General features: G+C 73.2%; 18 protein-coding genes. 11 read left to right on the forward strand and 7 right to left on the reverse strand.

Features of this window, described 5'->3' with window-relative positions:
* Positions 1 to 160 precede the first annotated feature (160 nt).
* The 3 genes from CRV15_RS27530 to htpX all read right to left on the reverse strand — a co-directional run bounded on the left by CRV15_RS27530 (position 161) and on the right by htpX (position 3,822).
* Positions 161 to 1,954, reverse strand: coding sequence for a lysyl oxidase family protein (locus tag CRV15_RS27530; protein ID WP_003957865.1), 1,794 nt, complete (start codon positions 1,952 to 1,954; stop codon positions 161 to 163).
* A 276-nt stretch (positions 1,955 to 2,230) separates the two neighbouring features.
* A complete protein-coding gene (gene pspAB, locus CRV15_RS27535; RefSeq protein ID WP_003957863.1) occupies positions 2,231 to 2,896 on the reverse strand; it encodes a PspA-associated protein PspAB in 666 nt (221 codons plus the stop codon).
* Positions 2,897 to 2,904: 8 nt separating this feature from the next.
* Positions 2,905 to 3,822, reverse strand: a complete 918-nt coding sequence (gene htpX / locus CRV15_RS27540) for a zinc metalloprotease HtpX (RefSeq protein WP_003957862.1) — start codon at positions 3,820 to 3,822, stop codon at positions 2,905 to 2,907.
* Positions 3,823 to 4,077: 255 nt separating this feature from the next.
* Here htpX and CRV15_RS27545 point away from each other — a divergent pair, with 255 nt between their 5' ends.
* Positions 4,078 to 5,103: a phytanoyl-CoA dioxygenase family protein gene (locus tag CRV15_RS27545; protein ID WP_003957860.1), complete on the forward strand. Its 1,026-nt coding sequence runs from the start codon at positions 4,078 to 4,080 to the stop codon at positions 5,101 to 5,103.
* Between the two features lie 38 nt (positions 5,104 to 5,141).
* Positions 5,142 to 6,473, forward strand: coding sequence for a DUF6271 family protein (locus CRV15_RS27550; RefSeq protein WP_003957859.1), 1,332 nt, complete (start codon positions 5,142 to 5,144; stop codon positions 6,471 to 6,473).
* On the opposite strand, the gene CRV15_RS27555 is transcribed toward CRV15_RS27550, so the two are convergent.
* Positions 6,454 to 7,377, reverse strand: coding sequence for an MBL fold metallo-hydrolase (locus CRV15_RS27555; RefSeq protein ID WP_003957858.1), 924 nt, complete (start codon positions 7,375 to 7,377; stop codon positions 6,454 to 6,456). The genes CRV15_RS27550 and CRV15_RS27555 overlap by 20 nt on opposite strands.
* A gap of 360 nt (positions 7,378 to 7,737) precedes the next feature.
* Between CRV15_RS27555 and CRV15_RS27560 the strand changes: the two genes are divergently transcribed.
* A complete protein-coding gene (locus CRV15_RS27560; protein ID WP_003959273.1) occupies positions 7,738 to 8,586 on the forward strand; it encodes a hypothetical protein in 849 nt (282 codons plus the stop codon).
* On the opposite strand, the gene CRV15_RS27565 is transcribed toward CRV15_RS27560, so the two are convergent.
* Positions 8,555 to 9,466: an AEC family transporter gene (locus CRV15_RS27565; RefSeq protein WP_003957854.1), complete on the reverse strand. Its 912-nt coding sequence runs from the start codon at positions 9,464 to 9,466 to the stop codon at positions 8,555 to 8,557. The genes CRV15_RS27560 and CRV15_RS27565 overlap by 32 nt on opposite strands.
* A gap of 25 nt (positions 9,467 to 9,491) precedes the next feature.
* Between CRV15_RS27565 and CRV15_RS36935 the strand changes: the two genes are divergently transcribed.
* From CRV15_RS36935 to CRV15_RS27590, 5 genes are all read left to right on the forward strand, one after another.
* A complete protein-coding gene (locus CRV15_RS36935) occupies positions 9,492 to 10,004 on the forward strand; it encodes a CGNR zinc finger domain-containing protein (protein WP_009995103.1) in 513 nt (170 codons plus the stop codon).
* Positions 10,005 to 10,272: 268 nt separating this feature from the next.
* Entirely contained in the window at positions 10,273 to 11,439 is a 1,167-nt protein-coding gene (locus CRV15_RS27575) for a helix-turn-helix domain-containing protein (RefSeq protein WP_003959271.1), read from the forward strand.
* 296 nt (positions 11,440 to 11,735) lie between these two features.
* On the forward strand, positions 11,736 to 15,311 hold the full coding sequence (locus tag CRV15_RS27580; RefSeq protein ID WP_003959269.1) for a S8 family serine peptidase: 3,576 nt from the start codon (positions 11,736 to 11,738) through the stop codon (positions 15,309 to 15,311).
* A 352-nt stretch (positions 15,312 to 15,663) separates the two neighbouring features.
* Positions 15,664 to 16,908: a cytochrome P450 gene (locus tag CRV15_RS27585; RefSeq protein WP_003959267.1), complete on the forward strand. Its 1,245-nt coding sequence runs from the start codon at positions 15,664 to 15,666 to the stop codon at positions 16,906 to 16,908.
* Between the two features lie 69 nt (positions 16,909 to 16,977).
* Positions 16,978 to 17,196, forward strand: coding sequence for a ferredoxin (locus CRV15_RS27590; RefSeq protein WP_003957850.1), 219 nt, complete (start codon positions 16,978 to 16,980; stop codon positions 17,194 to 17,196).
* 45 nt (positions 17,197 to 17,241) lie between these two features.
* Here CRV15_RS27590 and CRV15_RS27595 read toward each other — a convergent pair whose 3' ends face one another.
* Positions 17,242 to 18,582, reverse strand: coding sequence for a helix-turn-helix domain-containing protein (locus CRV15_RS27595; protein ID WP_003959266.1), 1,341 nt, complete (start codon positions 18,580 to 18,582; stop codon positions 17,242 to 17,244).
* Between the two features lie 146 nt (positions 18,583 to 18,728).
* On the opposite strand from CRV15_RS27595, the gene CRV15_RS27600 reads away from it, so the two are divergent.
* The 3 genes from CRV15_RS27600 to CRV15_RS27610 all read left to right on the forward strand — a co-directional run bounded on the left by CRV15_RS27600 (position 18,729) and on the right by CRV15_RS27610 (position 20,854).
* A complete protein-coding gene (locus CRV15_RS27600; protein ID WP_003959265.1) occupies positions 18,729 to 20,081 on the forward strand; it encodes a M64 family metallopeptidase in 1,353 nt (450 codons plus the stop codon).
* 249 nt (positions 20,082 to 20,330) lie between these two features.
* Positions 20,331 to 20,612, forward strand: coding sequence for a hypothetical protein (locus CRV15_RS27605; RefSeq protein WP_009995098.1), 282 nt, complete (start codon positions 20,331 to 20,333; stop codon positions 20,610 to 20,612).
* Positions 20,609 to 20,854, forward strand: a complete 246-nt coding sequence (locus CRV15_RS27610) for a type II toxin-antitoxin system RelE family toxin (protein WP_009995096.1) — start codon at positions 20,609 to 20,611, stop codon at positions 20,852 to 20,854. The genes CRV15_RS27605 and CRV15_RS27610 overlap by 4 nt, the downstream gene beginning before the upstream one ends.
* On the opposite strand, the gene CRV15_RS27615 is transcribed toward CRV15_RS27610, so the two are convergent.
* The gene (locus tag CRV15_RS27615; protein ID WP_029182807.1) at positions 20,814 to 21,299 is read right to left on the reverse strand and encodes a protein-tyrosine phosphatase family protein; all 486 of its coding nucleotides are present in this window, start codon (positions 21,297 to 21,299) and stop codon (positions 20,814 to 20,816) included. The two genes, CRV15_RS27610 and CRV15_RS27615, sit on opposite strands and share 41 nt — an antisense overlap.
* Between the last annotated feature and the right edge of the window lie 67 nt (positions 21,300 to 21,366).

Raw genomic sequence — 21,366 nt, forward strand, 5'->3', positions numbered from 1 at the left:
GCGGGACGGCGCGCGGTGCCCGTTCCGGAGCCCGGCGCCGCACCGCTCCCGGAGAACCGCGCGGCCCGGGGCCGGTGACAGGGTGTGTCACCGGCCCCGGGCCGCTGTGGAGCCGGGCCGGGATGCATCCCGCCCCGGCCCGCCGCGAGGGAAGGGGAGGTCAGCCCCGGCCGCCCCCGCCGCCCGTGCCGGGACGGTGGTCGTCGACCAGACCGATCGGCGGCACGGTCACCGTGCGGGCCCCGGGCTTGCCGCCCAGAACGATCTTCCGCAGGGCGGTGTTGTTGGTGGTGCTGGTCTCCTTGAGACGGTTGGCCGGGTTGGCCTTCACCTGTATCCAGTAGGTGCCGTTGGGCACCGTGGTGATGTCGAACGCCTGGTCCGGCAGGTCCTGGACATAGGTGTCACCGGAGCCGACGTCCAGCCGCTGCCGGATGGAGAGCCGGGTGGGGCCGTCGCAGGCCGAGCTGAGGTCCGTGTTGCTCGGGAACCAGTTGGCGCCCTTCACGGTGTAGTCGACCGCGTCGGTGTTGGCGAGGCAGAAGGCTTCCTTGCCGCTGCGCAGGGCCTCCTTCTTGTTCTCCTTCAGCAGGCTGTAGCTGGCGAAGTCGAGGAAGTGCCAGTGGTTGTGGCCCTCGCGCGGGTCCCACTCCATCGAACCGGCGGGGGTGAAGCCGACCTGCTTCCCGTTCGCGTCGTGGAAGTACTGGTAGGCGTCCATGACGTCCTTGCCCTTGGCCCGGAAGCCGTCGACGACCAGCTCGGCCGGTCCGGCGTTCCACACATTGGCGCTGAAGGCGACGAAGTCGCGGCCGGGCTTGCCCTGGTTCTCGCCCGGCTGGATCTCGATGCCGAACGCGGGCAGCGAACGCAGGTCGGGCTTGGGGACGTCGGGGACCTTCGGCGAGCCGGTCGGCCGCTTGGCGTTGGGCTTCTCGCCGCCCGCCCGGCGGGAGCCGTCCGTCTGGCCCGGCCTGTCGCCGACGTTCGCCACGGTCCGCGCGGACTTGCGCAGCGCCCACGGCAGCGCGGGCGGGGCCGGCGGATACGGGGTGTGGCCCGTGTTGTACATGGGGCCGGTGCCGCCGGTGGCCTGTGCCAGCGTCATCGCGGGGGCCTTGCCGTGCCCGGAGTGGTCCCCGGCGCCGTCCCCGTGGCCGGAGTGACCGGCGGCGTGGTGGGGCCCGGCCGCGGAGCGCCCGACCGGACCGCCGGGCTCGGTGTCCTTGTACTCCTCCACCGTCACCTTCACGGAGTGGGAGGAGCCGGATATGCCGAACAGGTCGCGGTACTTCTTCGCGACGGTCGCCCTGGCGGTGTACGTGCCCGCCGCGAGGTCCAGCCCCTCGGTGCTGCTGTAGTAGTGGCCGGAGTAGGTGTTGGTGCCCCAGCCCTTCTCCACACCCCAGACGGAGCCCACGGTCAGCGGGTTGTCCGGGCAGCTCTGCGGGAACCGCGACTGCTGCGGGCCGTCGGGCCGCAGCCGGCCGGAGGCGTTGTTGGGGCAGAAGTTCTGGGAGTCCTTGAGCACGGTCTTGCCGGCGGCGTTCACATACGTCACCTCGATGAAGCCCGGCAGCCCCCGGAAGTCCTTGACCAGCCCGGAGGGGAGGTTCTTGACGCGCTTCGTCTTGCCCTCGTGGATGATCTGCTGGAGCACGATGGGCTTGTCGTACGAGGGCCGCTTCAACCGGAGTTCGAACGGCGAGCCCTCGGCGGCGAGGTGGAGGCCCAGGTCGGCGTTGAAGACACCGCCGGGGAAGCCCTCCTCCGCGGGGTACCGGGTCCACGTCATCTGGGGGACGGCGGCGAGCAGACTCAGCTTCGGACCGGCGGGAGCCGCCGCCCGCGCCGTGTCCTCGGGGGCCGCGGCGACCACACCGGCGGTGACCGCGAGTGCCGCGGAGGCGGCGAGCGCGGAGCGCCAGAGACGGGCGCGTGGAATTGTGTTCATGGTTCCTCTGTCGTGCCAAGGCCACGGGGGGCGGATCAGCAGTACACGGCCGGCCGGACCAGTGGGGTCCCGGGCGCACGGCCGTGGCTTTCCCTGGGAGATGGCCGGAAGCCGTCCCCGGTTGCCCGGCCAGGGGCCAACAGGCCAAGGTTGGCCGGAAATCGCTGAAATTCACGAGATCCGGTCGGATAGAGCCAAGTCTCCATGAAATAGCGCGACTTATGGTAATGAGGCGCGTGGGGGCCGTTGCGGGGCCGGGCGTCGGGGGAGGCTCCGTCAGCCACTCAGCCCCGGGGCGCCCCAGACCGGGAACCACCGCGACAGATCGGGCTCGACGCGCAGCTCGCCGGAGAGCAGCGCCCGGACGCTCAGCTCCAGGGCGTTGTCCCGCCGTTCCACCGCCCCCGGCACCGGCGCGAAGGGGTAGAAGGAGCCCCGTTTGTAGAGATAGACCAGTGCCAGCGCCCGGCCGCCGCCCTCCTCCCGGAAGGCGACCAGGGAACAGAGGAGCTGGGGCCCGAACCCGCCCTCCTGGAGCAGGGTGTTGACCGCGTGCAGATCGTTGACGAGGGACACCACATCGGCCTCGGACCGCCGGACCACCAGCCAGGTGTACCCGTACGCGTCCCGGGTGAACTCCGGCTCCGCCCCGGCCCCGCCGTCCCCGAAGCCGCCGACCAGCGACCCGCCGCCGACCGGGGAGCCCCCGCCGGGGGACCCGCCGCCCGCCGGGCCACCGGCCGCCAGCAGCTCCCCGACCTCCGTCCGCAGCCGGGCGAACGCGCCGCCCTCCACACTGGCGAAGCACACGGAGCCGGAGCCGGTGGGGACGAACCCCGCACCCGCCTGGAGGGTGATCGCCGCCGACGGAATCCCGAAGAGCTGGTCCAGGTCCGGCCGCACGGGTCTGCTGCGGCCGAGGAGCGCGTCGAGGAAGCCCATGCGCACCCCTACGGCCGGGCCAGACCGGCGGAGATCCTGGCCAACTGCTCCAGCCGCTGCTCCAGCGTGGGGTGCGAGGAGAGCAGCCGGGCCAGGCTCTCGCGGGAGGAGAAGGCCGGGGCGAACCAGAACGCGTTGTAGGGCTCGGCCCGGCGCAGATCCCGCGTCGGAATCCGGGCCATCTCCCCGGTCACCTTCGTCAGCGCCGACGCGAGCGCGGAGGGCCGTCCGGTCAGCAGGGCCGCCGCCCGGTCGGCGGCCAGCTCGCGATAGCGGGAGAGCAGCCGGGTGAGCAGAAAGCTGACCACGTACACCACGGCGCTCACCAGCGGGACCAGCGCCATCACCAGGGCGGCGTTGTTGTTGCTGCGCCCCGCCCGTCCGAGGCCGCTGTACAGCGACACCCGGGTGATCACCCCGGCCAGCACCCCCAGGAAGGACGCGATGGTCATCACCGCCACATCGCGGTGCGCGACGTGCGACAGCTCATGGGCGAGCACCCCCTCCAGCTCCTCGGGCTCCAGCCTGCGCAGCAGCCCGGTGGTCGCGCACACCAGGGCGGTCTTCTGGCTCCGCCCGGTGGCGAACGCGTTCGGCACATCGCTGTCCGCGACGGCCACCTGCGGCTTGGGCATGTCCGCGAGGGCGCAGATCCGGTCCACCGCGCCGTGCAGCTCGGGAGCCTGCTCGGGGGTGACCTCGCGGGCGCCCATGCCCCGCGCCGCGATCTTGTCGCTGAACCAGAACTGGGCGATGAAGAGTCCTGCGGCGATCAGCAGGATCAGCGGCCAGGCGCCCCGCAGCAGGGCGAGCAGGACCCCCACGAAGACCACATAGAGCAGTCCGATGAAGAACATGGTGGTCACCATGCGTGTCGTGAGCCCCCGGTCCGGGACATAGCGGGACCGGGTCCGGGCGGCGGCCATGCGATCACCTTCCGGACGGTGTACTGGTCCACCCCTCTCACTCGATTGTGCTCCTTTTGCTCCGCTGATGGGATGGTTTGTTCCGCTGAGCGGGCGGTGGCGGGTACCCGGGCCGGGACGGGCCGGAGCCGGGGCCGGAGGGGTTGACTCCGTGACCGGACCGGTCCACCGTGACGCAGTGACCCCCCCTGTGGTCGACCCGCTCCGTGACCGATCGTCCGCCTCTTCGACCGTCCGTCTCCCTGGAGTGATGGCATGCCCGCCGACCCCGGACCGTTCCACCGGGCCCTGTCGCCCACCCCTTACACGAGCGCGGACGGCGAGACCTATCTCGCTCCGACGGCGTTGCGGGACATCGAGAAGACCCTCCCCCTGCGGGTCCTCTCCGCTGCGGACTTCGCCCACTGGCGGAGCCATGGACATGTCGTGGTCGAGGAGGCCGTGCCCCGGGCCGCCGCGCGGCGGCTGCTGGACTTCGCCTGGGAGTTCCAGGGGCTCGACCCGGACCGGCCCGACACCTGGTACGGGGACCGCCCGTACCGTACGGACCTCGACCGCGAGCTGCACGTCCACGGCTTCGTGGAGGCGTACCACCACCAGCTCATCTGGGACAGCAGACAGACCCGGCGGGTGTACGACGCGTTCGTCGACGTGTGGGACTGCGAGGAGCTGTGGGTCACCCTGGACCGGCTGAACCTCAACCCGCCCAATGTCCGCAACCGCGACCGCGCGCTCGTCCCGCCCGGGGAGCGCGGCTTCGACATCGAGCTGCACTGGGACATCGACACCACGCTCGATGTGCTGCCCCAGCGGGTGCAGGGGATCATCGCGCTCACCGACTCCGGCCCCGAGACGGGCGGCTTCCAGTGCTCACCCGGGCTGTTCCACCGTTTCGACGACTGGCGGGCCGCCCAGCCCGCGGACCGCGACCCGGTCAGACCCGCGATCGACCGCGCGGAGTTCCCGGTGGTACGGCCCCGGCTCCGCGCCGGTGACCTGCTGATCTGGAACGGGCTGCTGGCGCACGGTGTGGCCGCCAACACCTCGCGTGACGAGGTCCGGGCGGTGCAGTACCTCGCCATGATGCCCGCGCTGGAGTCCCACACGGAGCTGCGGCGCTCCCGGGTCGCGTCCTGGCGCGCCGTCGGCACCCCGGAGTGGAACAGCACGCTCGTCGGCGACGCGGTCCGGCACGAGTCCCTGCGGTACGGCCCGGCCGCTCTGAACGGCCTGGGGGAGCGGCTGCTGGGCCTCGCGTCCTGGCGGGAACGGGCGTCCTGACCGGCAGGACGGCAGTCCGGTACGAGGAGAGGTCCGGCATGCGGAAGATCTGTCTCGCGCTCCCCACCGACCGCGAGTGCTGCGCGACCATAGCGGCCCTGGGCGAGGAGGCGGCCCGGGCCGCCGGGCGCTTCGGCGCCGAGGTGCATCTGCTGATCCTCGACTCCGCGCCGGGGGCGGCCCGCGCGGCACACGCCCGGGCCGTCGCCGCGCTGCCCGGGGCCCCCGGGGTCGTCGTCCACCATCTGGACGAGCCCCGTCAGCGGGCCTTTCTGGACGGAGTGGTCCGCCGCGCCGCCGTCACCGGCCCCGGCCGACTGCTCGATCTCATGCTGCCGGACGGCGTCTCCTACGGCGCCTGCACCAACCGGGCCTTCCTGTTCGCCGCCGCGCTCGGCTGTGTCTCGGTCCACCGCAGGGACTCGGACAGCCGCTACCAGACCTCAGGGGGCGAGCCCGTCCGACCGCTCCCCCTGGAGCTGGCCTTCCTGGGCCGACGGGCGGCTGACGCCGCCCGCGAGGTCACCGTGAACGAGCTGGACGCGCGGGAGCTGGGGACGGACGTGATGCTGGTGGGCGGCTCCTTCGTGGGGGAGCTGTCCGTGGACGTCGGCGAGATCGCGGTACGCGACCCGGACATCTATCACGACCTCGTCTCCCTCTGGGCCCCCGCCGACTGGTCCGCCGGGCAGCGGACGGCGCTGGTGGCCGCATCCTTCAGGGGCGCGGGCCAGGAGACGTACACCGGGGACCGTACGGTGCTCACCCATGTCGACGCCCTGCACGTGGACATGTGCAATATCGCCTTCCATCACCACGTCTACGAACGGGTCCCGCTGTCCCCCGCCCGGGACACCATCGGCAGCGACTACGTCCTGATCCGCGCGGTCCACGGCGCCACCCTCCCCGGGGTCCGGCACAACCGCCACATCGTGAACTTCCATACCCCGCAGCGCAGGACCCGGGCCGGGTTCCTCGCCTATCAGATGCGGTACGTCAGATTCATCCTGTCGATGCTCTACTTCCATCCCGTCTACGACCGGATGGCCGCCGCGGGTTCCGCCCTCCTCGACGCCGGGCACCGGCTCCGGCCCGAGGCGGTGGTGGAGTTCCTCCGGGAGAGCACCCGGCAGGACACGGCGCGGAACACCGAGGCGTTGGGTGTCCTCGACCGCTCCTACCGCAGGCTGGGCGGCCGGTACGGGGAACTCGCCGACCTGGTGGCCGCGCGGGCCCCGCGGCTGCTCGCCGAGGCCCGGACGGACATCGAGGAGTACGTCCTGCTGATCGAGGGCTGGGAGGCGCTGGTGCGGGCGAGCCGGGCCGTGGGCCCGGCCACCCTGGAGGCGGTCACCAGCGGACGGCGGTGAAGTCCACCGGACGGGGCCGCATCCGCTGGGCCCGCTCGGTCAGCAGCCGCAGCCTGTCGGCCATCCGGTCGGGCGGCAGCTCCTTGCCGCCGCCGTGGCCCGGCAGCACCCGGCCGAAGCGGAGCCGGTCGGCCGTCCGGGCGAGCGAGGCCGCCAGCTCCGTCACGGAGTACCAGGTGACGGACTCGGCGATCTCCAGATCGCCCGTCGTGCGGGACCAGTAGAAGCTGTCCCCGCTGAAGCAGTACCGCTCGTCCGCGACATAGAGCACGCTGCCCTTGGTGTGGCCGGGGAGCGGATGCGCGACAACGCCCTCGCCGACCTCCACCGGCTCCGTGCCGCGCAGCACCCGGTCGGCGTCGGGAGCGGCCTCGATGTCCCCCTCGTGAATCCACAGCCGGGCGCCGAAGCGGTCCGCGTAGGTCCGGCCGTGGGCCGCGTGGTCCTGATGGGTGAGGAGGACATCGGTGACGGGTCCCAGCCGCTCGTACCGGGTGGCCAGCGACGCGCTCCAGCGCGGTGTGTCGATCATCATCAGCCCGCCGCCGGGCCTGCGCAGGAGATAGGAGTTGGCCCCGGCGGTCCGCGAGGAGTTGTGGCCGCACAGCAGCACGGTCTCGTCCAGGGCCAGCGGATACGGGTCGGCCGCCGGGTCGAGCGGACCGGACGGGGGGCGGACGGAACGGGTGTGGCAGGCGAAGGCGGCCCGGTGCAGCGCCTGTTCCTCGGCCGCGTCACGGGGCTGGCGGAGCACCCGCGAGGTGCGTCCGGCCCGGCCGATGAGCCCCGGCGCGAGCTGCCGGGCGACATCGCAGTCGGTGCAGCGGTCGTCGACGTACCAGCCGGGGGCCCGGGCGCCGTCCTCGGCGGGGGGTACGGGACGGGCGGGTCGGGTGTCACTCATGGGTGCCTCACTTCCTGCGTCCTGACGGATGTGCCGGTGTCCGTGGGCCCGCCCCTGCCCGTGGCCGGTCCTGTGGCGCTGTCCGGTGGGTGACGGTGCCGGTGTCCGGTACGGATGCGGGTGCGTGTCCGTCAGCCTCCTCGCCGGAGCGCCGGCAGTGGAAGGGGGCGGGAGCGGCGTTCGGTGGCCGCCCCGGCTTTCCCAGGTGAGCCCGGTGGATCTGGCCGATGATCACGTGATCTGCCCGCTCATGGGGCGATACCGACAGCCGGGCGCGCGCCGGTCGACCGGCCGTTGATCCGGTCAACCGCCCAGAAACTAGGATGATTTCCGGCCAGCTCCCCGGGTACTGTCCCGACCATGTCGTCAAGGTCCTCCAGCCCCGTGCCCCCCTCCCCGCCGCCGCCCGCCGCGGGCCCCGCCGCGTCCCTCACCATCACCACGCTCGCTCAGCGGCCGGAGCTCCAGGGGGCGATGTGGGAGATGCCCGACACCTGGCCCGCGTTCATGGACGAGGACCCCGTCGGCTGGGCCTGCTTCAGCCGGGTGTGCACCGACTTCCCCGACCATGTCCTGATAGCGACCGACGACGCCGGGGGAGAGGTGGTCGCCAGGTGCTTCAGCGCGCCGTTCCGGCTGGCGGCCGAGGGCCGGGGGGAGCTGCCCGGCGGCGGCTGGGACCAGGTGCTGCTGTGGGCCTTCGCCGATCTGCGCGACGGCACCGCCCCCGACACGGTCAGCGCCCTCGACATCACCGTCCGGGCGGACCGCCAGGGCCAGGGCCTGTCCGGGCGGATGCTCGCCGCGCTGAGCGACAACGTCCGGCGGCTCGGCATCGGCACCCTGGTCGCCCCCGTCCGGCCCACCGCCAAACATCTGGAGGCGCGGGACTCCATCCACGAGTACGCCTTCCGCACCCGCCCCGACGGCCTGCCCCACGACCCCTGGCTCCGGGTCCACGCCCGGATGGGCGGTGTCATCGACAGCGTCGCGCCCGCCTCCATGACGATCCCGGGCACGCTCGCCCAGTGGCGCGCCTGGACCGGGCTCCCCTTCGACACCCCCGGGCCGGTCGAGGTCCCGGGCGCCCTGGCCCCGGTGCACTGCGACCCGGAGCAGGGGTACGCGGTCTACGTCGAGCCGAACGTCTGGGTCCGGCACACCACGGGAGCGCCCCTCACACCACCTGGAGCGCCAGTGGCAGGGTGAGCAGCGCGAGTACGGTCTGGCCGGCCGTGATCGTCGACATCAGGGGCGCGTCCCCGCCCATCCTGCGGGCGAGGACATAGGCGGAGGCCGCGGTGGGCAGCCCCTGGATCAGGACGACGGCCGTCGCCGCCGCCCCGTCGAGCCCCCACAGCCGGCACAGCCCGGCGGCGAGCAGCGGCAGCGCCACCAGCTTCACCGCCGACGACACCGCGAGGGCCCGTCCGGTCCCCGGTGTGCGCCGCCAGGAGAGCGCTGCCCCCACACAGAGCATTCCGCAGGCCAGCGCCGCGTCCCCGAGGAGATCCGCGGTGCCGACGAGCGCCGCGGGCAGCGGCAGGCCCGAGAGGTTGAGCGCGAGCCCCGCCGCGCACCCCAGGATCAGCGGATTGCCGGCCAGTTGCCGGGGCAGCGTCCGCAGCCCCCCGCCGCCCCGGCCGTGCCGCACCAGCACGGTCACGCACACCACGTTCACCAGCGGTACCAGCACCGCCGACGCCAGTGCGAAGAGCGCGACCCCGTCCGTGCCGTACAGACCGGCCGCGACGATGACCCCGACATAGGTGTTGAGGCGGATACCGCCCTGGACCACCGAGGTGAACGCCGGGCCGTCGAGCCCCAGCACCCGGCGCAGCGCCAGCAGCACCCCCGTGGCGGCCAGGGTGGAACCGGCGAGCGCGCCCAGCATCGGCAGCGGGTCCACCAGCCCCAGATCCGCCCGTGCGATGGACGAGACGAAGAGCGCCGGGGACAGCACCGCGTAGGTGATCCGCTCCAGCGGGGCCCAGAGGGCACCGCCGCCGGGGCCGTCCCGGCGGCGCAGCCACCAGCCCAGCACGATCAGCAGGGCCACGGGCACGACGGCATCGAGAGTGACGATCATCCGGCGAGCATGCTGTCATGGGTCAGTGCACTTCAACCATGACAACCGGACCGGCCCCGAACTGTCGGCGGCCCTGGTCAACGCCGGAGACGACTGCGATCTGGAAGAACTGCTGCGGGACCACGCCATCCGCAGGCCCGCTCTCGACGCCCGGTCCGCCGCCGCGCTGCGCGCCTGGGCCCGGCGGCTGCGCCCGGTGTTCACCGCGTCCTCCGCCGAGGAGCGCTGCGTCGTGCTCAACGCCCTGCTGGACGACGCGGCGGGCCGGATCCATCTGACGACCCACGACGGCCTCAGCCCGCATCTGCATCTGGTCGCCGACGAGGAGGACGTGGTGGCCCGGGTTCGCGCGGTGATGGCGGGCGGCCTCGCCGTCCTCACCGCCTGGACCGGCGGCACCCGCCTCGGGGCCTGTGAACGGGCCCGCTGCGGCACGGTCTTCGTCGACACCTCCCGCGGTGGCCGCCGCCGCTACTGCACCGCCCGCTGCGGCAACGCCGACGCCGTCGCCCGCCATCGCGCGGCGGCCCGCCGCTGACGGGAACACCGGCGGCGGGAGGATCGTCGAACCCAGGGAGTCGAGTCCGGGGGGGGGCGACCTCGGGGGCCGACCTCGGGGAGCCGCTGCCCGTAAGGGGGATCACCGTCGCCCGATCCCCCGGTGATGGCCACCCGTCCCGCCTGTCTCCGGTACGCGCGTGCCCGTCCGCGCGCCCGCGAGTATGGCCGGGATGGTGACATGGTGAGTGGCAGGCCCCTGAGCCCTGGGCTAGCTTGCTGACGTCTCACAGAACGGGGGAAGAGGCATGGAGGAGTTACCGTCAAGACCACCATCGACCGGTGGGGCCGCCGAGTTCGTCGCCGCACTGAGGAGGTTGAAGACCACCGCAGGACTGACCTATCGCCAGTTGGAGCAGAAGGCGGCGGCCGAGAACAGGTTTGTCGGGCGCAGTACGCTCGCCAACGCTCTCACCAGGGACAAGCTGCCGAGTGAGGCGGTGGTCGTCGCGCTGGTGCGGGGCTGCGGGTACGGCGAGGAGACGGCGGAGGAGTGGCTCGCCGTCCGGTGCCGGATCGCCGCCGCGCCCTGCGCGGCCGAGGCCGCGGCGCAGGCGGGCCACGGTCCCGAGCCGCCGCCCGAATCTCCGGTTCCGCACGGTCCTCCGGCTCCGGACGGGCACCGGCGCACGGGGGACGGCAGGGGCCGGAACCGGCGGCCGGGCGGGGGTGCTCACGGAGGGCTGCGGGGACGGCCGCCGGCAGGGTCCGCCAGGGTCGCCCGGTCGTGGCTGCTGATACCGCTGGCCGCGCTGCTCGTGGTGGCCGCGGTCCTCTGGGCCGACCGGTCCGCCGCCCCCGAGAGCCCGCCGCGGGAGACTCCGTCCCCCAGCGCGGCTGCGCCCGAGCGGGCGGCACCGCCGTCCACCGACCCCTCGCCCTCACTGTCGCGCCAGCCGGATCTGGCCGAGGGGTCCTACGAACTGAGGACCGGGAAGGACGGCGGCCACTGCCTGTTCGAGGGTCCGCCGCCGGTGTCCGTGTCCCGCCGCCCCGGCTCCCTCTATGTGACCGACTGCGACAACGGGATGACCCCGCTGGCGGTCCGCCCCACGCACGACGGCACCGGTACCTACCGCATCCTCCTGCCGGGGCTGCACGGGGAGCCGAAACACTGTGTGGGAGTGGTGGACGCGGGGACCGACGGAGGGGAGGAGGTCACCGTCGAACGCTGCGGGGGCCATGTCCTGGCGAAGGCGGAGGAATTCCGTTTGGAGGCCATGGACTTCGACCGCCAGAAGTTCCGGATCAGGGCCATGCATGTGCGCGACGAGGTCGGGAAGGCCGCCCCTGATCTCTGCCTCGGCACCGCGGCCCCCGGGGCCGAGTGGGCACCCCTGCTCCAGACGGAGTGCTCCCAGGACTCCGCGCACGTCTTCCAGTTCCGCCGGGTCGCCGCGCGGGACAACTACTGAACGCCCGGTCCGGCTCCCGTGCGCCGCGGTGCACGGGAGCCGGACCGCATCGAGGGACCCCATGTGACGGAGGATCGGCTTCCGCACGGGTCCTCTGCGTTGTCCCGTCCAGAGCGGGGAGGGCATGAAGCGTACGGGACCTCCATGCCCTCTTGTTCCCCGGGTGTCGGCTGTTCCACGATGGCACACGGTTCTTGACCCGTTCATGGCAACAATTCGGGCGATTTGCCTGTGAAGCACGCACGTTTCCTGCACTTCTACCGGCGGTTCGGCCGCCGCGAGCACAAGGAGACAACGTGGCACCACGGACCAGAGGGACCAGACGGACCAGACCGCTGCGCACGACCTGCGCGGCGCTGCTCTCGTTCGCCCTCTTACCGCTCGGCGGGGGAACGGCGCTCGCCGCTCCCGCCCCCGACCCCACCCCGTCACCCACGGCGGCCGAGCGGAAGATCGAACCCCGGCTCCAGGAGCAGCTCGACGGCGGCAAGGCCGCCTTCTGGGTCTATCTGGACAGCGCCGCCGATCTGAGCCGCGCCGCGCGCGCCTCCACCAAGGCGGCCAAGGCGGCGGCCGTCCACACGGCCCAGCGCGACCACGCCCGGCGCACCCAGGCGGGGCTGATCGAGGCCCTGGAGGGCGTCCGGGCCGAGTACACCTCGTACTGGATCGTCAACGCGGTGCGGGTCGTCGGCGGCCCCAAGCTCGCCGACACCCTCGCCCAGCGCCCCGAGGTCGCCCGGATCGACGCCGAGGACACCGTCTCCATCCCCCGGCCCCTCCCGGGGGTGCGGGAGGACACCGTCGACGCGGTCGAGTGGAACGTCGACCGGATCAAGGCCCCCCAGGTGTGGGACCAGTTCGGCGTACGCGGCGAGGGCATCGTCGTCGCCAACATCGACACCGGGGTGGACTACCAGCACCCCGCCGTGGACCAGTCGTACCGGGGCCGCAACGCCGACGGCACCTACAGCCACGACTACAACTGGATCGACCCCGCGCGCGTGTGCTCCGGCACCGCCCCCTGCGACAACAACGACCACGGCACCCACACCATGGGAACGATGGTCGGCGACGACGGCGGAGCCAACAAGATCGGTGTCGCCCCCGGGGCCACCTGGATCGCCGCCAAGGGCTGCGAGACGACCAGTTGCTCCCAGACCTCCCTGATGGCCTCCGGGCAGTGGATCGTCGCCCCCACGGACCGCAACGGCCAGAACCCGCGGCCCGACCTCGCCCCCGACATCGTCAACAACTCCTGGGGCAGCACCGTCCACAACCCCTGGTACAAGGACATCGTCAACAGCTGGCGCGCGGCGGGCGTCTTCCCGGCCTTCTCCAACGGCAACAACGGCCCCGGCTGCGCGACCTCCGGCTCACCGGGCGACTACGTGGCCTCCTACAGCTCCGGGGCGTTCGACAGCAACAACGCCATCGCCTCGTTCTCCTCGCGCGGCGCCGGGGACCAGGGCGGGATCAAGCCCAACATCGCCGCGCCCGGCTCCAACATCCGCTCGTCGATCCGCAGCGGCGGCTACGGCTCCATGTCCGGGACCTCGATGGCCTCCCCGCACACCGCCGCCGCGGTCGCGCTGGTCTGGGCCGCCGCCCCCGCGCTCCAGGGCGACGTGGCCCAGACCGAGGCCCTGCTCGACCAGACCGCCGTGGACGTGGACAGCACCACCTGCGGTGGCACCGCCGCCGACAACAACGTCTTCGGCGAGGGCCGGCTCGACGTCCTCGCCGCCGTCCAGGCCGCCCCGCGCGGCCCCGTGGGCGCCCTGGCCGGAACCGTCACCTCCGGCGGCACCGCGGTGACCGGCGCGCGGGTCGTCGCCGACGGTCCCATCGACCGCGCCGCGACCACCGACGCCCAGGGCCGCTACACCTTCCCCGCCCTGTCGGCGGGCGCCTACACCGTGACGGTCTCCAAGTTCGGCTACGGCAGCACCTCGTCGGCGGGGGTCCCCGTCGCCGAGGGAGCCACCCGGACCGAGGACTTCCAGCTCACCCAGGCCCCCTCCGCCACGGTCACCGGCACGGTGACGGCGGGCTCGCAGCCCGTGGCACAGGCGGACATCACCGTCGCGGACACCCCCGTGACCGCGACCACGGACGCCGAGGGACGCTTCGAGGTCACCCTGCCGCACGGCGACTACACCCTGCGGGCCTCCTCCGCCCACCGCTGCCTGACCGCCGGGTCCGTGCAGCTCTCCGTCACCGGGTCCGGGCCGGTCACCACGACGGTCGCCCTGCCGCAGCGCACCGACACCTTCGGCTACGGCTGTGCCGCCGCCGGGGGCACGGGCTACGCGGCGGGCACCCAGCAGCTCGCGCTGACCGGCGACTCGGTCACCGAGGCGGTCCGGCTGCCGTTCCCCGTACCGCTGTACGGCAGGAGCTACTCCACCGTCCATGTGACCACCAACGGCCATGTGAGCTTCGGCGGCGCGCACACCAGCGACAGCAACGTGTCGATCCCGAGCACCGCGACCCCGAACGCCGCCCTGTACCCGTTCTGGGACGACCTGATCGTCGGCGGCGAGGGCTCCGGCGTCCACACCGGCGTCGTGGGCACCGCCCCCCACCGTTCGTTCGTCGTCGAGTGGCGCAATGTCGCCCACTGGTCGGCGCAGGGCGAGCGGTTCTCGTTCTCCGCGCAGATCGGTGAGGACGGCAGGATCGCGTACCACTACAAGAACATCGGCGCCGGGCTGCGCACCGGGTCGAGCGCGACGATCGGGGTGGAGAACGCGGCCGGGACCGACGCCTTCCTCTACTCGTTCAACAGCGCCGCCCTCAGCGAGGGTCTGTCGATCGCGTTCCGCACCACCCGGCACGGTGTGGTGCGCGGCCAGGTGCTCGACGCCAACGACGGCAAGGCGGTCGAGGGCGCCCAGGTCACCGTGGGGTCCGGCGCGACGGCGGCGACCGCCGTCACCGGGGCCGACGGCGGCTACGCCCTCCAGGCACCCTCCGGGGACCAGGTCGTCGGGGTGACCGCCGCCGCGTACCAGAAGGCGGAGCGCACCGTCCCGGTCGGCGCCGACACCGTCGTGACGCTCGACGAGTCGCTGAAGACCGGCAAGGTCGCCGCCTCCCGCGCCGCGCTCGACATCGTCGCCCCGGGGGACCAGCGGCGCACCCGTGTCCTCGAACTGTCCAACACGGGCGCGCCGACGCCGTACACGGTCACCGAGGACGCCCCCTGGCTGACCGTCGGCCCCGGCTCCGGTGAGCTGGCGACCGGACAGAAGCAGCCGCTGACCCTCTCCGTGGACACGGCGGGGCTCACCCCCGGCACCACGCTGACGACCGAGGTGCGCGTCGCGTCCCAGAGCGGGCGCAGCCCGGTCCTGACGGTGCCGGTCAAGGTCGTCGTGCCGCGCTACCAGGCCGCCCTGGACGCGGGGGCGGGCGCGAGTGCCGTGGACAGCCTCGGCGACACCTGGAGCCCCGACCGCCGCTACACCGCGGGCTCCTACGGCTACCAGGGGAACACCTCCACGCGGTCGACCGGGCGCACCATCACGGGAACCACCGACCCCGGTCTCTTCCGCACCGCCCGTGAGGGGATGTACGAGTACCGCTTCGACAACGTGCCGAACGGCGTCTACACGGTGGAGCTGGGCTTCGCCGAGGTGAGCGGCGTCCGGCCGAACAAGCGGGTCTTCGACGTCCTCGCCGAGGGGGTCGAGGTCCTGCCCTCGCTGGACATCGCCCTGGAGGCCGGTTCGTACGCGGCCGTCCAGCGCACGTACACCGTCACCGTGACGGACGGGACGCTCAACGTCCGCTTCGTCGCCCACCAGGGGTACGGCAAGCCCCTGCTCAACACGCTCCGGGTGACCGAGCGCCCCGACAAGGGGTGACCGGTTCCTGAGCACAGCCCGAAGGGCCCGCACCGCCACCCGGCGGCGCGGGCCCTTCCTGTATCACCGGGCCCGCCCCACCGGTCCGCACCCACTCCGGTGGACAGCGGGAGAGGTGACGGGGTGCCATCGATTTTCCGCCATGATGCTATGGCGGTGCCATTTTTCTCTTGTGATGGCGCAGTAGTGGTGCCATATTGGCGCCATGTGCAGCGGTCGGTGACGCCACGCCGATGGCGGACGGCCCCGCGCACAGGAACGCCGACGGCGCTCCCGCCCCGACCGGGCGGAGCACCCCCGTCGCGCGCCGTCGCACGGACCGCGACGGCGCCGACCGCGACAGGAGGACACGATGCACGACCGGCTCCCGACAGAAACAGCCACCGCACGGGGCGGAAACGGGGCGGCGCCGACGGCCGGCCCGGTGCCGCCGCCCGCGCTGAACCAGCGCTGTCCCTTCGGCCCGTCCCCCGGACTGACCGCGCTCCGGGACGAACAGCCGCTCCGCCCCATGCGCTACCCCGACGGACATGTGGGCTGGCTGGCGACCGGCCACCCCGCCGTCCGGAAGATCCTGGCGGACCCTCGTTTCAGCTCCCGCCTGGAGCTGATGCACCTCCCCTTCGAGCTGGACTTCGACGGCATCCCCTCGGCGCCGGCGGGCGACCTCACCGCCATGGACGCGCCCGAGCACACCCGCTACCGGCGGCGCCTCGCGGGCGCGTTCACCGTCCGCCGGATGCGGCTGCTGACCGAACGGGTCGAGGAGATCACCGCCGAACACCTCGACGCCATGGAGCGCCAGGGCACCTCCGCCGACCTGGTGACGGCGTTCGCCCAGCCCGTTCCCACCCTGGTGATCTGCGAACTCCTCGGCGTGCCCTACACGGACCGGAGCCGGTTCCAGGGGTACACCGCCGCGCTCAGCGGGGTCGACGTGACCTTGGAGGAGCAGATCGCCGCCATGGCGGACCTCTCCTCGTACATCCAGGAACTGATCACCGCCAAGCGGACCGCGCCCACCGACGACCTGCTCAGCGACCTCGTCACCGACGGCGGGTTCACCGACGCCGAACTCGCGGGCATCGGGAGCTTTCTGCTCGCCGCGGGCCTCGACACCACCGCCAATATGATCGCCTACGGCACCTTCGCCCTGCTGAGCCACCCCGAGCAGCTCGCCCGGCTGCGCGCCGAACCCGAACTCGCCGCACCGGCGGTCGAGGAGCTGCTGCGCTATCTGAGCATCGCCCACACCGGGATACGGACGGCGCTGGAGGACGTCGAGATCGACGGGCACACCATCCGCGCGGGAGACACCGTGACCCTCTCCATCGAGGCGGCCAACCGCGACGCCGAGCGCTTCCCCGACCCCGACACGCTCGACCTGGGCCGCCGCACGACCGGACATCTCGCCTTCGGCCACGGCATCCACCAGTGCCTCGGCCAGCAGCTCGCCCGCGTCGAACTCACCGTCGCCCTGCCCGCGCTGCTCGCGCGCTTCCCCGGGCTGCGGCTCGCCGTCCCGGCCGACGAGGTCCCCCTGCGCGAGGGTGTGAACGTCCTCGGCGGTGTGCACGGACTGCCGGTCGCCTGGTAGCCGCAGCGTGCCCGGGACCCGTCCGCACCGGACGCCGGACGGAACGCCGACAGCGGAAAGGACCATTCCGTGGAGATCAGGATCGACCGCGAGCGCTGCCTCGGGGCAGGTATGTGCGCGCTGACCGCCCCCGGGCTGTTCGACCAGGACGCCGAAGACGGCCGGGTGCTGCTGCTGAACCCCCGCCCCGACCCGGAACAGCACGCCGCCGCACAGGAGTCCGCCTGGCTCTGCCCCGCCGGAGCGATCACCGCGACCGGCGGCGCGGGCGCCGACCGCCACCCCTGAGCCGCGGCGGGGGCCGGGGCCCGCGCTCCCGCCGGCCGGGGCCGGTCAGTGCGGGCGGAACGGGGGAGTCGCCGGGGACGGGCCCAGGGTGGTCGTGCCGGGGGCGGCGCGGTGGCCGAGGCCGGTGCGGTAGACGTCGAGCGCGGCCTCCACCCGGCCGCCCCGGCGCAGCAGATCCCCCAGCAGTCGGCAGAGATCCGCCAGATCACCGCTGGCCCCGCTCCGCTCCAGCAGGCCGAGCGCCCGGACGTAGTGCTCCTCGGCCGCCTCCGGATCGCCCCGCTCCTCGGCGATCAGCCCCAGCAGCCGGTGCGCGCCGCCCGCGTGCACGGCGCCGTGCCCGTCGTCCAGCTCCAGCAGCGCCGACAGCAGCTCCGCCGCCTCCTCGTGGCGCCCGAGCCGCCGCAGCACATCCGCCAGCTCCACCTCCACCTGCGCGGTGTAGAGCGTGGCCCGCTTCGCGGTGAGCATGTCGCGCGCGGTGCGCAGCTCCCGTTCCGCGGGGACGAGTTCCGCGTTCTGCGCGTGCACATAGCCGCGCATCCAGTGGCAGTGGGCGAGGTCGGTGTGCAGCCGGAGCTGACGGTAGATCGACTGGGCCCGGGCGAGGGAGGCGTCGGCGTCGTCGGTGCGGCCCTCGGCGAGGAAGGTCCGGGCGACCTGCCGGTGCATGCCCGCCACCAGGGCCGGGTCCGAGACCCGGGGGGCCAGCGCCAGGGCCAGTTCGGCGGCGTGCGCGGCCCGTGCGTGCGCCCCCATGTCGATGTACGGGCCGATGACGGCCGTGTACAGCAGGACCAGCGCCTCCGGGTCGGCGAGGTCGCTCGCCGCCAGCCCGTCGATCGCGGACTCCAGCAGATAGCAGGCGTACCGCAGCTCCCCGGCGAGCAGATGGGCGACGGCGCGGCCCCGGAGCGCGCGGGCCCGCCGGGGCAGCGGCTCCTCGCCGAGCAGCCGCTCGGCCTCCTCGAAGTGCCGCCGCGCGTCCTCCAGATCGCCGGTCTCCAGCGCGCAGTCCCCGAGCCCGAGCAGGGCCTCCGCCTGCTCGGGCACCAGATCGAGGTGTTCCGCGTCGGTCAGCAGCCGACGGTAGTGGACGGCCGCCTCGTCGGCGGCGCCGGTGGCCAGTTCCCGCTGGGCGTCGGTGAGCCCGAGCCGCAGCTCGGTCCCGAGCCGGGCGGGGCGCCCGGTCGTCAGCTCCTCGTACGAGGTGCCCAGCCGTCCCGCGAGGAAGCGCAGCGCCGTCTCGGACGGCCTGACCTTCCCGGACTCCAGGGTGGAGATGTACGCGGGTGTGTACGACGGCTCGGCGAGCTGCCGCTGGGTCAGTCCGCGCTCGGTGCGCAGCCGCTGCACCCTCCGTCCGATCTCGACCGGTTCATCCATGAAAACCCCCCTGGTGACTCGGAGTCCACAGTATTCGGGGACAAGGAGGCATTGCGCACCCCTCGGACACCCCCTAGCTTAAACAAGCCATTCATCAGACTTATTAAGTCACTTAAGTCGCCCATGTCGCCCTCCTGGGAGGACCCATGCGCCCAGCGCTGCGCAGAGCCATGACGGCCGCCGGTGTGGCCACCGCCGTCACCGCCGTACTCGCCACCGCCCCCGGCGGCGCCGCCGCCGCACCGAAGCCGCCCGCGCCCGCCCTGGTCGAGGTCGAGATACCCGGGCCGGAACACGGCACCGCCGCCGGTTCCGGTCATATCGAGGTACCGCAGAACGGTACACAGCGTCCGAGCCCCCGGCTCTCCGCCCGGGAGCAGCAGCGGGACGGCACCGTCAGCAAGATCGTCGACAACGGCTCCACCGCCGACCGGCTGGACATCGTCGTCGTGGGCGACGGCTACACCGAGGCGGAGCTGGGCGCCTTCCGCGCCGACGCCCGGGAGAAGTGGGCCGAGCTGACCGCCGTCGAGCCGTACACCACCTACCGCAACCTCTTCAACGTCTGGACGGTCGACGCGGTCTCCAACGAGTCCGGTGTCTCCGGCGACCCGGACAGGGCCACGGTCAGGGACACCGCCCTCGGCTCGTACTTCTGGTGCGGCGACATCGAGCGGCTGCTCTGCGTCGACGAGGCCAAGGTCGACGGCTATGTCGCCAAGGCCCCCGAGGCCGATCTGGTGCTCGTGCTCGCGAACAGCGCCAAGTACGGCGGCGCGGGCTACAACCAGCCCAGCCCCACCCTCGGCTACGAGGGCATCGCCACCGCCTCGGCCGGGAACGAGAAGTCCGGACAGGTCGCCATCCACGAGACCGGTCACTCCCTCGGAAAGCTCGCCGACGAGTACTTCTACCCCGGCTACCCCGGATACGAGCGGTACACCGGCGCCGAGCCCGCGGACTCCAACATCTCCACGCTGACCGCCGACGAGATCGGCCGGCAGCGGGTCAAGTGGCACCGCTGGCTCGGCGAGACCTCTCCCGACGGCGGCACCGTCGGCACCCACGAGGGCGGCGGCTACTACGTCGAAGGGCTGTTCCGGCCCACCGACAACTCCCTGATGCGGGTCAACGGCAAGCCCTTCAACCTGCCGGGCGTCGAAGCGATGATCGCCGGTTTCTACCGGCACGCGAAGCCCGTCACGGCGCTGACCCCCACCGACCGCCCGCTGCGGCTGCGGTCCACCGCGAAGGTCGCCGTGCCCCGGCTGACGGGCGCGGACGGACGACAGCTCCGGGTGCGCTGGTACCTGGACGGCAAGGAGCTGAAGCACCTCGCGGGCCGTACCGAGGTCCCGGTCGCGAGGATCGTCAAGGGGCTGATCGACTTCCGCACCCACACCCTCTCGGCGACCGTCGACGACCGCACCCCGTCGGTGCGCGACCCGCGGATCGCGGCCACGCTGAAGGGCGACGTGAGCTGGAAGGTCCGGCTCTGACGCCGGACGCTACGGTTCCGGGGCCGGACGGTACGGCTGTGGCCCACCGTCAGCCCCACGGAGCGCGCCCCCTCCCGGGCACCCCGGTGCCGTCCGGGAGGGGGCGCGCGCCCAGGGCGCCGGGTGCGACGGAACGGCCCCGTACGCCGGGGGCCGCCCCCGCGCCCGCCCCCGCTCCGGGGCAGAATCCGGGGGACCGCGGACGGAACACCACGACGTCCGGGAGCGACCGGGGGAGAGGGGTGTGCCGTGGGTGAGGAACCCGTACTGCGGACACGCATCGGCGGCCGGACCGTGGATCTGCCCGGAACGCTGGACGGAATCCGCGCCTCCCTCCCCCGGGAGCAGCGCGCGGCGTTCGACCGGGAGGTCGGCTCCGCGCCGCTGCTCGACGTGCCGCTGATCGCCGCGCGCTGGGGGCTGCCCCAGGAGGCGAGGGACGAGGACGACGCCCTCGCCGACCAGTTGCGCACGGGCGACTTCACGGGCTTCACCGCCCCGGAGGACGGCCGGGCGGGGAGCGGCGGGTGAGCGCGTACCGGGTGCAGTACTCGACCGAGGCGCGCGCCTGTCTGGACGCGCTGTCCGGCACGGCCAGAGCCCGCTTCGACACCGGGCTGCGGTCCCTGGCGTCCGACCCCTACGGCTCGGGGTCCGTGGCGATCCGTGAACGGGACTACCGGCAGGCCCTCGTCGGCGGCTGCGTCACCGTGTACTACGTCTCCGCCGGGGTCAGGGTCCTGTCGGTGACCCGGGCCCAGGGGCCGCCGTGAACCGGCGGACGTACGCGTGCTGCCAGGGGGTCTCCACCGCGCGGGGGTGGTAGTGCCCGCGGACGAAGGCCACCGCGTCCCGCGCGGGCACCCCGTCGAGCACGGCGAGCAGCGCCAGCGCGGTACCGGTACGGCCCCGGCCCCCGCCGCAGGCGATCTCGACGCGCTCGGTCCCGGCGCGTTCCCGCAGCTCCAGCAGGGCGCGTTGGAGTCCCGCGCGATCACGGGGCAGCAGGAAGTCCGGCCAGCGGACCCAGCGGACGTCCCAGGAGGCCCCGGGGGGAGCGGCGCGGCAGACGTCCCGCGGAGGTCTGCCCAGCAGACACAGGGTGAGTGCGGGGGCGGGGCCCGGGGGCAGGGGCAGGCGGAGCCCGCGGCCCCTGACCAGCCGCCCCGAGGGCAGTCGCAGCACACCGGGGTCACCGCCGTTCCAGGTCCCGTCCATCGGCGTCCCGTCGTCCATCGGCGCCCCGTTCATCCGTGCCCGTTCGTCCGTCGTCCGTGCCCGTTCG

This window comes from Streptomyces clavuligerus, assembly GCF_005519465.1.
Lineage (GTDB): Bacteria > Actinomycetota > Actinomycetes > Streptomycetales > Streptomycetaceae > Streptomyces > Streptomyces clavuligerus.

Coding starts and splice junctions, on each gene's coding strand:
- CRV15_RS27530 (WP_003957865.1), bottom strand. CDS start 1,954: ATGAACACAATTCCACGCGCCCGTCTCTGGCGCTCCGCGCTCGCCGCC.
- pspAB (WP_003957863.1), bottom strand. CDS start 2,896: ATGGGCTTCCTCGACGCGCTCCTCGGCCGCAGCAGACCCGTGCGGCCG.
- htpX (WP_003957862.1), bottom strand. CDS start 3,822: ATGGCCGCCGCCCGGACCCGGTCCCGCTATGTCCCGGACCGGGGGCTC.
- CRV15_RS27545 (WP_003957860.1), top strand. CDS start 4,078: ATGCCCGCCGACCCCGGACCGTTCCACCGGGCCCTGTCGCCCACCCCT.
- CRV15_RS27550 (WP_003957859.1), top strand. CDS start 5,142: ATGCGGAAGATCTGTCTCGCGCTCCCCACCGACCGCGAGTGCTGCGCG.
- CRV15_RS27555 (WP_003957858.1), bottom strand. CDS start 7,377: ATGAGTGACACCCGACCCGCCCGTCCCGTACCCCCCGCCGAGGACGGC.
- CRV15_RS27560 (WP_003959273.1), top strand. CDS start 7,738: ATGTCGTCAAGGTCCTCCAGCCCCGTGCCCCCCTCCCCGCCGCCGCCC.
- CRV15_RS27565 (WP_003957854.1), bottom strand. CDS start 9,466: ATGATCGTCACTCTCGATGCCGTCGTGCCCGTGGCCCTGCTGATCGTG.
- CRV15_RS27575 (WP_003959271.1), top strand. CDS start 10,273: ATGGAGGAGTTACCGTCAAGACCACCATCGACCGGTGGGGCCGCCGAG.
- CRV15_RS27585 (WP_003959267.1), top strand. CDS start 15,664: ATGCACGACCGGCTCCCGACAGAAACAGCCACCGCACGGGGCGGAAAC.
- CRV15_RS27595 (WP_003959266.1), bottom strand. CDS start 18,582: ATGGATGAACCGGTCGAGATCGGACGGAGGGTGCAGCGGCTGCGCACC.
- CRV15_RS27600 (WP_003959265.1), top strand. CDS start 18,729: ATGCGCCCAGCGCTGCGCAGAGCCATGACGGCCGCCGGTGTGGCCACC.
- CRV15_RS27615 (WP_029182807.1), bottom strand. CDS start 21,299: ATGGACGGGACCTGGAACGGCGGTGACCCCGGTGTGCTGCGACTGCCC.